12 protein-coding genes and 1 pseudogene are annotated in these 11,402 nt (G+C 52.8%); all 13 read left to right on the top strand.

What is annotated here, in order from left to right:
* The first annotated feature begins 118 nt into the window (after positions 1 to 118).
* The gene (locus ACWWFX_RS24695; RefSeq protein WP_473225032.1) at positions 119 to 769 is read left to right on the top strand and encodes a DUF1834 family protein; all 651 of its coding nucleotides are present in this window, start codon (positions 119 to 121) and stop codon (positions 767 to 769) included.
* Positions 756 to 1,070, top strand: a complete 315-nt coding sequence (locus tag ACWWFX_RS24690; protein WP_473225031.1) for a hypothetical protein — start codon at positions 756 to 758, stop codon at positions 1,068 to 1,070. Before ACWWFX_RS24695 ends, ACWWFX_RS24690 begins: the two co-directional genes overlap by 14 nt.
* The gene (locus ACWWFX_RS24685; protein ID WP_473225030.1) at positions 1,057 to 2,514 is read left to right on the top strand and encodes a phage tail sheath C-terminal domain-containing protein; all 1,458 of its coding nucleotides are present in this window, start codon (positions 1,057 to 1,059) and stop codon (positions 2,512 to 2,514) included. Before ACWWFX_RS24690 ends, ACWWFX_RS24685 begins: the two co-directional genes overlap by 14 nt.
* Positions 2,515 to 2,527: 13 nt before the next feature.
* Positions 2,528 to 2,902 carry a phage tail protein gene (locus ACWWFX_RS24680; protein WP_473225029.1) on the top strand — a complete coding sequence of 125 codons (375 nt, stop codon included), beginning with the start codon at positions 2,528 to 2,530 and terminating at the stop codon, positions 2,900 to 2,902.
* 6 nt (positions 2,903 to 2,908) lie between these two features.
* Positions 2,909 to 3,277, top strand: a complete 369-nt coding sequence (locus tag ACWWFX_RS24675; protein ID WP_473225028.1) for a hypothetical protein — start codon at positions 2,909 to 2,911, stop codon at positions 3,275 to 3,277.
* 154 nt (positions 3,278 to 3,431) lie between these two features.
* Positions 3,432 to 5,744 carry a phage tail tape measure protein gene (locus tag ACWWFX_RS24670; protein ID WP_473225027.1) on the top strand — a complete coding sequence of 771 codons (2,313 nt, stop codon included), beginning with the start codon at positions 3,432 to 3,434 and terminating at the stop codon, positions 5,742 to 5,744.
* Positions 5,741 to 7,168 (top strand): DNA circularization protein, encoded by a 1,428-nt coding sequence (locus ACWWFX_RS24665; protein ID WP_473225026.1) that lies wholly within the window; start codon positions 5,741 to 5,743, stop codon positions 7,166 to 7,168. The genes ACWWFX_RS24670 and ACWWFX_RS24665 overlap by 4 nt, the downstream gene beginning before the upstream one ends.
* Positions 7,152 to 8,363 carry a phage baseplate assembly protein gene (locus tag ACWWFX_RS24660; RefSeq protein WP_473225025.1) on the top strand — a complete coding sequence of 404 codons (1,212 nt, stop codon included), beginning with the start codon at positions 7,152 to 7,154 and terminating at the stop codon, positions 8,361 to 8,363. Before ACWWFX_RS24665 ends, ACWWFX_RS24660 begins: the two co-directional genes overlap by 17 nt.
* Positions 8,347 to 8,904 carry a phage baseplate assembly protein V gene (locus ACWWFX_RS24655; protein ID WP_473225024.1) on the top strand — a complete coding sequence of 186 codons (558 nt, stop codon included), beginning with the start codon at positions 8,347 to 8,349 and terminating at the stop codon, positions 8,902 to 8,904. Before ACWWFX_RS24660 ends, ACWWFX_RS24655 begins: the two co-directional genes overlap by 17 nt.
* A 91-nt stretch (positions 8,905 to 8,995) precedes the next feature.
* Positions 8,996 to 9,346 (top strand): phage GP46 family protein, encoded by a 351-nt coding sequence (locus ACWWFX_RS24650; protein ID WP_473225023.1) that lies wholly within the window; start codon positions 8,996 to 8,998, stop codon positions 9,344 to 9,346.
* Positions 9,346 to 10,413, top strand: a complete 1,068-nt coding sequence (locus ACWWFX_RS24645) for a baseplate J/gp47 family protein (RefSeq protein ID WP_473225022.1) — start codon at positions 9,346 to 9,348, stop codon at positions 10,411 to 10,413. The genes ACWWFX_RS24650 and ACWWFX_RS24645 overlap by 1 nt, the downstream gene beginning before the upstream one ends.
* Positions 10,410 to 10,979 carry a YmfQ family protein gene (locus tag ACWWFX_RS24640; RefSeq protein ID WP_473225021.1) on the top strand — a complete coding sequence of 190 codons (570 nt, stop codon included), beginning with the start codon at positions 10,410 to 10,412 and terminating at the stop codon, positions 10,977 to 10,979. The genes ACWWFX_RS24645 and ACWWFX_RS24640 overlap by 4 nt, the downstream gene beginning before the upstream one ends.
* A pseudogene (locus ACWWFX_RS24635) lies at positions 10,979 to 11,402 on the top strand (hypothetical protein); the annotation flags it as partial. The gene ACWWFX_RS24640 and the pseudogene ACWWFX_RS24635, both read left to right, overlap by 1 nt.

Below are 11,402 nucleotides of genomic sequence, written 5' to 3'. Positions count from 1 at the left end.
GTATCACGCTGGGTCGCAATAATTCTGGTGAAGTCCCGCGCAGCGGAACCGGTGCCAGGATGGTATCGGCCGGTCGCGTCTTCGGGCGCGATCAGACCCGGGGAGGTAGCTTCTGATGATGCTCATTACCGACATTGAGGCCGCGATTGTCGAACGACTCCGACAGGGACTGGGACGTCTAACCTGTAACGTCGGGTCTTACGGCGGCGAAATGGATGGCGAGCCTGCCGAAGTCATACGCCAGCTTCCCGGCGTATGGGTGACCTTCGGGGGGATTCAGAAGACCGAACGTACCGGCACATCCCGTAACCGCTTCATGGCCCACGGGCGGTTTGTTGTGATTGTGGGCGACCGCAGCGTGCGCAATGAAGCAGCGTCACGCGTGGGGGGACCGCTGCTGGAAGAAGTCGGTACTTACCGGATGGTTTCTGCCGTTCGCCGCCTGCTCTCCGGGCAGGATATGGGGCTGACCATCGATCACCTGGTTCCTGGGCGGGTTCGCACCTTGTTCAATACGCAACTGGAGAAGCAGGCATTCTCCGTCTTTGCCTGTGAGTTCGATACCAAATGGGCAGAGACTGCGCTGGAGAACGGCCTGTTCCCGCTGGTTGATGCGCCTGCTGGACACGATGACAGCCTGTTTGTTCCTTATAAAGGAAGAACCAGCCCTGATGACCCGGACTGGTTACGTACAAAGCTGATTTATGACCTGAAATCGCCGGACAGCGACGATATTGCAGAGGACATGATTAACCATGAAAAAGATTAGCGTCATTGCGGTAACGGGCATCAATGTCCCCCGCGAAGATAACGCCCGCCGTTACATCACCGATGCGGCAGCGGTTCTGGTGGACGATACCGCTTATTACCGTCGCCAGATTCGTGCCGGTGATCTGATTATCAGGAATGAGGCCCCCGAGCCTGAAGCAGCGGCGGAACCTGCTACCGCCATTCCTGCCCAAAAAGCCACTGCGCCGGTCGCTGATAAAAAACAGGCAAAAGCAGCGGCCGAACCGGCTTCAGATGCCAGTAAAAAGGACGCCACGGAGGTAGATAATGTCCAGTCCTAACATCAGCTTTGACACCATCGGGAGCAACCGTAAGCCCGGGCAGTACATTGAATTTAATACCCGGCTGGCGGTTCGAACGCTTCCGGGAAATACCCAGAAAGTGCTGATACTCGCCCCTATGCTGGATACCGGCACGGCTGAACCGCTGACCATTCTGGACATTTTTTACGATGACCAGGCAGCAACTTACTTTGGTCGCGGTTCAGCGGCGCATCAGATGGCCACCGATGCTATCGGTGCCAATGCTTACCTGCAGCTGCAGATGATTGGTATCCCGGATGCCGATACGGCAACAGCCGCCACCGGGAAAGTCGCGATTACCGGCCCGGCAACCTCTAATGGCACGCTGAGTGTATCGGTCGGTGGTACGCGTATTGATGTCGGTGTTTCCAATGGCGATACCGCTAATGAAATTGCAAACACGCTGATTTCAACCCTTGCTCAGAAGACAGCACTTCCTGTGACCGCAGCACTGTCAACGGAAGTGGTTGAAGGTGAAGACGACCCGCAGCCAGTCAACGGTGTCGTTGTTCTGACCGCCCGCCACGCGGGGACTTATGGTAATGACATTGTCATCAAAGCGACCAGTACTGCCACCGGCACTACGGCTACAGTAACGGAAATGTCGGGCGGGAATGTGGACCCGGACATTGCTCCGGCACTGGCCGCCGCATTTGCTGCTGGCCACAACATCATCGTGAGCCCGTTCTCCACCGCTGATGCGCTGACGGCGTTGCGCGATCATCTCGATAATGTCAGCAATGCAATGGAGCAGCGCGGGGCCATAGGCGTGGGCGGCTGGCCTAAATCACTTTCCACCGGCACTACCCTGAGCGCATCCCTCAATGAGGGACGAATTACGCTCGGTTGGCATAACGGTTCGGCGAAAACCCCGGCACAGATTGCAGCGGCCTATGCGGCTGTCATCGCAAGCGAAGAGGACCCGGCCCGCCCGCTGAACACACTGGCTATGTCGACACTCGACGTCACGCCTCTGGAGGACCGTCCTGGTCGTACAGAGCAGGAAAATGCGCTGCGAAATGGCCTGACCCCGTTTGAAATCGGCCCGGGGGATAAAGTTCAGATTGTCCGCGCGATCAGCACCTACACCAAAAATGCGCAGGGTGTAGATGATGTTTCGTTACTGGATATCACAACCATCCGCACACTGGACTATGTACGTAAAGCCTGTCGTGAGCGTATCGCGTTGCGGTTCCCGCGTGACAAGCTGAGTTCACGAACGCCACCGAAGGTGCAGAGCGAACTGCTCGATGTGCTGATTAAGCTGGAAGAGCTGGAGATTATTGAAGAGGTTGAAGCCAATAAATCCGGGCTCATTGTGGAGCGTGACTCACAGGACAGCAACCAGCTGAACGCCCGTATCCCGGCCGATGTAGTGAATGGTCTGCATGTATTTGCAGGCGTGATTGACCTGCTACTGTAAGGAGAGCTGAACAATGGCACTTGAAGAATATGTCGGCGCGATCGTCATGGAGGTCGACGGCCAGGAAATTGAGGTCACCGACCTGAAAGAAGACGTCACCACCGGGCGCAAGCTGGTCAAGACCATGAACCGTACCGGACGAGCAAAGGGGTTTTCGCGTGGCATTGAGGAAATCCAGCTGACGGTGACGGTGGTTATTCCGGCCTCCGGCGACCTGAACTGGGGTGCGATTGAGGGGGCGAAAATCACCCAGTATCCGCTTAACAGTACGGGTAAACGCATCTCTTACCTGGATTGTTTCAGTACCCAGGCCGGGGCCCAGTATACAGTTGATAACGAAGCGAAGCGTGATATCACTATGAACGCGCTGCGCCGGGTAGAGGAGTAAGACCCGATGGAAAAACACCAGCTTTTATACGGCGTCCAGGCAGGCGATAAAGTGCATTACGACTTCACAGTCCGCCTGCCGGTGGTGAGCGATACCATTGAAGCGCTGCGCCTGACAGATGAAGCCTGCGGCACGACGGACGGTGCAGCAGCAGGTATGTACTACCGCGTAGCCGTTATGTCAGCGGCACTTGAGTCGCTGGGTGATCTGTCCAAAGAAGACATCACGCCCGAACTGCTACTGAACGGGCTCAACGATGATGACTTCGACATCATTGATGCGCAGATTGAAGCCATTAAAAAAAAGCGGATGCGTTTGAACAGCGACTTACCGGATACCGCACCCTTATCCTCGCCCTCGGACGATACGGCATAACCGGGCAGCAAATAGGCGCAATGACCCGTCCAGAGCTGGACGGGTTTACTGAAGCACTGGCCCGCCTGCACGGGAAAAAATCCGGCACAACCACCACCAAAACCACCCGCACTTTGAAATCCCGGCGTAAAAAGAAACCTAAAGGGAAGTAACTATGGCCCGTAACCTCCAGCTTGCACTCTCTCTTCTGGCGCGTGATGGCGCATCAAAGGTCATTCGTCAGGCGTTTCAGAGCATTGTAAAAGATACGAAGGCGACGCAGAAAGCCAGCGATGAGCAGGCAAAAAGCCAGGAGCAGAACAGCTCCCGGGGAATTAAGGCCTCCCGAAGCCTTCAGGATGAATACCGACGCGCCAGCTCAGCGCGTTCCACGCTGGGCATCCGTTCAGAGCGTGAGATCCAGCGTGAAATTAACCAGACTATGGCAGCATACAACCGTCTTACCCGGTCAGGAACGTTATCTGCCAACGAGCAGTCCAGGGCCTTCCGTTCAATGACCGAGCGTGTCAGCCAGTTGCGTACTGAACTGGTCGGCGTCTATAACTCGATGACCCGCATGCAGCGTTTTAAAGGTGCTTTATCAACAGTGGGTGCAGTGACTGGTGGGCTGACGGCTGCGGGGATGGTCATCAAGGACCCTGTACAGCGGCAAATGGCCTTTGAATCACGAAATGCTGAGATAGCGAACACTGCCTATAACGAACTTCCCGCGCCTGAACGCATAGAGAAAATTCCTGTCATTAACGACGCAATCAGAAATGCGGTGCGTTATGGCGGCGGTACGCCCGAATCGGCTCAGGAAACGCTTAATGCACTGTTTGCAAACAGTCTTGATGATAAAACAGCAATGGCTATATTGCCCGATATCACTCGCTATGCAACTGCTTCAGGAGCTAATCCACAGGACCTGGCTAAAATAGGCAGTGCCGCAATAAAGAATTTCAATATTCCTATTGAAGACCTGCCTAAAGTGTACGATATGGCTATTCGTTCGGGTGAGAATGGTCAATACGAACTTTCCGATATGGCTAGCTCATTACCAATGACGCTTACTAAAGCTAAAGGTATTGGTATGTCGGGTTTAGATGACCTAGGCAAACTATTAGCAATGCTGCAGGCAAATGCTGAAACTGCTGGTGATAATGCTTCTGCATCAACTAATGTAAATAATTTACTGGATAAGATTACGAGCTCTGATATCCAGAATACTCTAAAAAAATATAAATTCAGAGGGAGGGATGGTAAGGCTACGGGATATATTGACTACCTTGCAGACCAAAAAAAACAAGGCGTCAGTACCCCCGATGCAGTAATGAAAGCCGTATCTGGGATAGTATCTGCTGATAAGAGAGTCCAAAACCTTCGTGCTGAAGCCCAAAAATATAAAGGAACTGATAAAGAAGATGATATTCTTGCAGCCTTGGATATCGTTATTTCATCAATAACATCCAAAATAATTGCCGATCAGCAAGCAAGCACCGCACTTAAAACAAATATTATGAAGCGGGAGTTCATAAAGGAACAGGAAATTGGTACAAGTAATTCCGAGGGTGCAGGAGCCGCATCATACGATGTGGTTGCGTCAACAAACTCCTTCAAATCTCAACAGCTTGAATCCGAAAAAATGTTTGCTGAGCAGGATGCAGTAAAACCTGTTGCTGATTTATATGGTGACCTTGCTACCAAATTAACGGACTACGCAAAAGAATATCCTGAATTAACCACAGCAATTTCGGGAGCGACTACGGCAATAAAAGCAATGGCTGCAGCAGCTGTTGCTTTTGCTGGTCTGAATTTCCTGACTGGTGGCGGTATTAAACTGCCAGGTAGTCGTGGACCTGGAGGCGTTACACCTCCGGGCGGTATAACTCCCCCTGGTACTTCATCTTTAGGGAAAATCTGGGGAGGGTTAACCCGGGGCGCGGGTAAATTACTAGCCCCTCTTGCTTTATACCAGGGAATGCAGGACGCACCTCTTGTTCACGTAGAACGAGGAGATGCGGATGCTCGCGCCCGTCTTAAAGAAGATAATTACAGCAGCAGTGAAGCCAGAATGCTGGATGCTGTGAAAGCCAGACCGGGGCTTCTTGATGCAGTTGATGAGATAAAGTCATGGATACGGCCCCCTACCGCACCGTCTGTTAACCCGGGAACGGACCAGGACGATACAGTGACCAACACCAGGGGGGCAGGTATTAAAGTACCAGCACCCGATAAATCTCAACCTTCGATACCAGGGGTGGCCAGTGATGATAAAACCTGGTCGAAATCACCGGCTACCATTGGACTTCAGAACGCTGACCCATCGACCATCGGGGTACCATCTTACCTGTTGCCACAGCAACAGAAGCCACAGCCTGTGACGATTACAACCAAAGTGATGCTCGATGAGCGTGAAATAGCTCAGGCAGTCAATAACTTTAACGGTGAACAGTCCGTTCGTGGCTCCACAGGAGGTCCGCAGTGAGCTGGGAAGACTCTTTACAGGATGCCTCATTCAGGGGCGTTCAGTTTGATGTGATCCGTACCCGCGACAGCGCCAGCCGGGATATCGCGACCTATGAATACCCGTATGTGGATGGCGGCGATATTGAAGACCTGGGACGGAAACCGCGTAACTGCCAGGTTGATTGCCTGTTCTGGGGTGATGATTACGATCTCCGCCTGCAGTCGTTTATCGCTGCTCTTGACACGCGCGGCTATGGTGAGCTGATTCATCCTGTTTTTGGTTCGATGCCTTATATGCAGTGTATCCAGTATCAGCTTTCACATGATGCGGAAAACGTTGATTACTGCGCGGTTGAAGTGGTTTTCCTTGAGGCAAAACCTAATGTGCCTTTTTTCGGCAGCGATTTTCCGCTGTCTCAGGCTGACATCATCTTCAACCAGGTACAGTCGGCACTTGCACAGGCCCAGACTGCGATTGATAACGCGCTCGTCCCCCTGAGAACAGCGAAGAAATGGATGCGCCGGGCGAAATCCCTGGCATCGACCGCGCTTAATATGGTGACCGTTCTGAAAGGTGAATTGACGGATTTTGTCAGCACCACTACTGACTTTGTTAATTATCCTGCCGCATTTATGAATGACTTGCAGAGTGCGTTAACACAAACATCATTGCTGTCTAAGTCTTCGGTGACCAACAATCCGGGTAGTTATGCCCGTTCCTCATCTGTGGCAGGTGCCGGCACATCTGTGGCAACATCCTCTGTTGCATCATCTTCTTCGGCAGATTCCTCCGTGTCGTCCGCCGCACCGCTCTCCTCGGATGTCAGTGGTGTTGCGGGCATCATCATGGCTGACTGGAAAAACGGACGCACAGCGTTACAGGAAGTGGCTGTAATGCCATCAGAAATCGTTACCGGACAAACGACCGTCGCGGTGGCCGTTCCTTCCGGGTCTTCAGCAAGTGATATCACCGAGCTGGTGACGGCAGTGAATATACAGGTTGCGCTGCAGCTGGCGCTCGATGCTTCTGACATTCTGAGTGACAACACCATTATTGAGTTGCTCTCCCCGGATGATGTGGAGCTGATCGCTAACGATACGCGAACCGCTATCCAGACGGCCATTGACCAGACCCGAACCTATTTTGCCTCTGCCACTCAGGGAGTTAGCTCAGCGACTACCGCCAGCGGCATTACCTGGCAACCCGTAGTTAACAGCATGAAAAATATTGCTCTCAGCGTTCAGGAACTTGCCACCACCGTTATTACACAGCGTCCACCTCTGACCACCCGCACCGTCAAAGCAGACATGAATCTGCACCTGGTGGCTTACCTGTGGTATGGCGATTATTCCCGCGCGGCCGAGCTGCTGCGCCTGAATCCCACTCTGAGGGACCCGAACAACCTTAAATCGGGGGATATCCTGAATGCCTACTCAAAATGACGATCCAGATGCAGTCAGCCTGATAATTAACGGCAAAGTACACAGTACCTGGGGACGTTACCAGATTGACTCCGATTTCCTGATCCCGTCAGATGCCTGGAGCCTGACGCTTGGTTTGCCTGATGGGGTATTTCCCGACGCGGTGACGCGAGGGGCGCCCGTTCTGGTTCGTGTCGGAAGTGATGTGGTGATGTCTGGCCGTATTGATACCGTTCAGCGCCGGGTTTCCCGTCAGCAGTTCAGCCTGTCCATATCCGGCCGGGATGGTGCTGCGGTACTTGTTGACTGCGCGTCACCTGTTTTTACTTCGCGGCAACTGAGCCTTGAGGAAGTGATCGCCAAAGTGGTACGGCCGCTGGGGGTGACGAATATTCGCCTCGCTGCTGAGTCTTCCGCACTGAATGATAAGGTCAGCGTCGAACCCGGAGAACGGGCATGGGATACGCTGGAACGTGCGGCTGCTGCCCGGGGGCTGTGGCCGTGGTTTGATCCTGATGGCACGCTGGTCATCGGTGGACCCGATTACACAACCGAGCCGGTGGCCACACTGGTTATCAACCGCGACGGCAGCGGCAATAATGTTCTTGATCTGAGTGACCGGTCATCCGTAAACAACGCTTTTTCTGAGCTAACCGTACTGGCTCAGGGGCACGCACAGGGCAGTAAATCCGCAGGTCAGGACACAGAGATTATCGACGTTAGCGATGAGGGGGACGATACAACCGATAACAGCGAGATTCTGGCGTCCGTTGGCTCCCCTGAATCGGGTTTCCACGGCCTGCGCTCTGTCGTTCGCGATGAAACCGTTCCTTATTACCGGCCTCAGATAATGGTTGTAGGCGATGCTGATAACCAGGCCCAGGTTGATTATCGTGCAAAAAAAGCAATGGCGGACGCACGGCTTGCAGGTTATGACCTGACTGCAGTGGTTAAGGGGCACCGGATGGAGAACGGTCAGCTATGGCAGCCAGGTCAGCGTATTCGGGTGCGTAGCCAGCCACACGGTATTGACGACATCTATTTCCTGATGGGGCGTGAATTTTCAGGTGGCAGACCAGACGGGCGCTTAACAACCCTCAGGCTGAAAGAGGACGAAATCTGGATACCGGATGCCTATCCGAAGAAACGGAAAACACGAAAACGCCGGACGAAGATGAATAAAAAACTGGAGATTATCGATGTGGAATCAGATTGATAACCGTATTAACCGGGCTTTAGGTCGCGTCAGGCAGGCATTCAGGGGCGTTTTAACCCGTGTTAACAGCACCGGCGCAACGCAGACCGTGCAAGGTAAAGCGCTGGCCTCTGAAGGACTCCAGGATAATGAGTTGTTTCAGCATTATGGTTTTACCTCCAATCCGCTGCCGGGAACAATGGCCGTTGTTCTGCCAATTAACGGCAGGACCAGTCACGGAATTATTATCGCAACGGAGAACGGTAAATATCGGCTGAAGGGCTTAGCATCAGGCGAAGTTGCACTTTATGATGACCTCGGGCAAAGCATCACGTTAACCCGTAAAGGTATTGTTGTTGATGGTGCCGGGATGCAAATTACAGTAACAAACGCACCTAAAGCCAGATTTGAAATGGATATTGAAGCAACCGGGGAAATTAAAGACCGGTGCGACAGCGACGGTAAAAAAATGTCGGAGATGCGAATTACCTATAACGGCCACAATCATAAGGAAAATGGTGATGGTGGCGGTACAACAGATTCCCCTAATCAGGAAATGTAATTTATGATAGTTTAATGCTGTTTTAAAACGCTGAATATCCACTGAACCCCTTCACATTATTTCCTGATTTCCATGCCGTTACCATGACGGCATGGAAATGCTTATTGACCCGCTAACCGGTGATTACACCGGTGACCAGACCGATACCCTGCAAAATGCCGTATTTCTGCGGCTAATGACACCGCTCGGCTCCTGGTGGGCTGACCCGACATTAGGCTCATTATTACATACGCTTCGCAGAGAGAAAGACGTCTCCCGTGTACGGGTACTTGCGCGTCAGTATGCAGAACAGGCACTACAGCCCATTATCGACGACGGGCGGGCCACTGCCATCGACATCACCGCAGAGCATTATCAGCCCGGCTGGTTGCTTCTGCACATTATCGTCACCTCTGCAGGCAAACCGCCGCAGACCTGGAAATACCCGGTTAAGGTTAGCTGATGCCATTTACCACACCCGTTGCCGCCCAAATCCGTGACGAACTGTTGCGTGATATCAAAAACCTGCTTCAGCTGACAGACCAGCAACTGGGGCCGGATAGTGACTGGTATGTCCGGGCCTCATCGGTGGCCAGTGTTGCGGAAGGACTTTATCAGCATCAGGGCTGGATTGTTCGCCAGATTTTCCCGGATACCGCAGATACTGAATATCTGGTGCTCCACGCCAGAACCAGGGGGTTAACCCGTAAATCAGCGAACAGCGCATCAGGAACGGCCAGTTTTACGGGGGAAGCGGGGTCAACAGCCGAAGCGGGGTTGGTTTTCAAACGGGATAATAAGTCATGGACAACCACTTCGGCGGTAATCATCGCTGCAAACGGGAAAGGTACTGCGACAGCAGTATCATCCAGTTCCGGGACCGCTGGTAATACAGTAGCAGCAACCACTGCAACTTTAACGACGACGCCATCAGGTTTCGACAGCACCGTCGGTGTAGGAATTATGTTGGGTGGCACGGATGAAGAAACCGATGCAGAACTGCTGGCCAGACTTCTGGAAATTATTCGCCGCCCTCCGGCTGGCGGGAACAAATATGATTATAAACGCTGGGCGCTGGAAGTCACCGGCGTTACTGCCGCTTATGTCTATCCCCTCCGTCGCGGTCTGGGGACCGTCGATGTCGCTGTCACCTCTGCCGGAGAGCTTCCTTCGCAGGATGTTATCGACCGCACACAGGCTTATATTGATGATGTTCGCCCGGTGACAGCTAAAAATACCCTGGTCTTTATGCCTACAAAGCGCTCCTTTGATGTAACCGTCAAAGTGGCCCTTGACGGTATTACGCTTGCAGCAGCAACCACGGCGATTACTGAGGCGCTTCAGGATGATGACAGCCGTCGCGAACCCGGTATTCCCTTTATCCGCAGCCAGGGCGGAACATTAATTTCGCTTATTTCCGGCGTAACTGATTACGAAATTACAGAGCCTGCCGCCAATATATTGCCCGCTATCGATGAAATAAAGGTTGAATGGCTCCGCCTGGGCGATGTCACCGTGGAGTCATTATGAGTTATTTCACGCTACTTAATCTGTTGCTTCCACTGCCATATAAAACAGACCAGCCTTTAATTACGGCCTCTGTAACGGCTGAAGCCAATATGTTTAATAAGCTGGATATCTCCGCAGGCCTCGCCGAGGGTGGCGTTACGCCATTCTACGCCAGTAATCTGCTGGCAGACTGGGAGCGCGTTCTTGACCTGACACCTGCAGAGGGAGCCAGTTACCTGCAGCGCCAGCAACGTGTTCTTGCCAAGCTCGCCGAAACGGGCGGCCTCAGCATTCCTTACTTCATTCGGCTGGCGTTAAATTTGGGTTACACCATCACGATTGACGAGCCGCAGCCATTTCGCGCCGGGGTCAGCCGCGCGGGTGATCGACTATGGATACCAGACATCATCTGGGTCTGGGTTGTGAATACCCATAATACCGAATCCACCACTTATCGTTTCCGCGCGGGTACATCTCAGGCCGGAGAGTGGTTGACCAGTTTTGGCGATCCCATTATCGAAGAGGTATTTCAGGACCTGAAGCCTGCGCATACCTTTTGCTATTTCACCTACCAGGAGAACACCTGATGCAGGACATCATGCCACCTGTCGATACGGTAGATAACCTTTTTCATGACGGCAACCCCGTTACCGGTGAACAAGGCACTATTGTATCGGCTGAATTTCTGAATAATCTCCAGGGCGCGACGCGGGATACACAGACGGAGCTGAAATCAATTCTGACCGCTGCGGGTATTGCTATAAACCCTGAAAAGCAAAATCAGGTTTTAACCGCACTATCAAAGCTGTATTTATCGCGTGTTAATCCCGGTGCAGATATTGCCGCTGACGGCGCAGCCGCTATAGCCACTTTCCTATCAAATCTTCGTTTAGGAGCAGGCGCACCGGCAATCGGTATTCCGTTCTTTTGGCCGTCGTCGGCAATGCCAAATACAGTGATGGATGAATGGGCAGATATGGTGTTTCTGAAACCAAACGGAGCATCGTTCT

This window comes from Pseudocitrobacter sp. 2023LY-00077 (assembly GCF_055796175.1).
This window is presented reverse-complemented; position numbering and strand designations above follow the sequence as displayed.

Excerpts from the sequence above, each read along its gene's own strand:
- ACWWFX_RS24695 (WP_473225032.1), top strand. The coding sequence starts at position 119 with ATGCTCATTACCGACATTGAGGCCGCGATTGTCGAACGACTCCGACAG.
- ACWWFX_RS24690 (WP_473225031.1), top strand. The coding sequence starts at position 756 with ATGAAAAAGATTAGCGTCATTGCGGTAACGGGCATCAATGTCCCCCGC.
- ACWWFX_RS24685 (WP_473225030.1), top strand. The coding sequence starts at position 1,057 with ATGTCCAGTCCTAACATCAGCTTTGACACCATCGGGAGCAACCGTAAG.
- ACWWFX_RS24680 (WP_473225029.1), top strand. The coding sequence starts at position 2,528 with ATGGCACTTGAAGAATATGTCGGCGCGATCGTCATGGAGGTCGACGGC.
- ACWWFX_RS24675 (WP_473225028.1), top strand. The coding sequence starts at position 2,909 with ATGGAAAAACACCAGCTTTTATACGGCGTCCAGGCAGGCGATAAAGTG.
- ACWWFX_RS24670 (WP_473225027.1), top strand. The coding sequence starts at position 3,432 with ATGGCCCGTAACCTCCAGCTTGCACTCTCTCTTCTGGCGCGTGATGGC.
- ACWWFX_RS24660 (WP_473225025.1), top strand. The coding sequence starts at position 7,152 with ATGCCTACTCAAAATGACGATCCAGATGCAGTCAGCCTGATAATTAAC.
- ACWWFX_RS24655 (WP_473225024.1), top strand. The coding sequence starts at position 8,347 with ATGTGGAATCAGATTGATAACCGTATTAACCGGGCTTTAGGTCGCGTC.
- ACWWFX_RS24650 (WP_473225023.1), top strand. The coding sequence starts at position 8,996 with ATGGAAATGCTTATTGACCCGCTAACCGGTGATTACACCGGTGACCAG.
- ACWWFX_RS24645 (WP_473225022.1), top strand. The coding sequence starts at position 9,346 with ATGCCATTTACCACACCCGTTGCCGCCCAAATCCGTGACGAACTGTTG.
- ACWWFX_RS24640 (WP_473225021.1), top strand. The coding sequence starts at position 10,410 with ATGAGTTATTTCACGCTACTTAATCTGTTGCTTCCACTGCCATATAAA.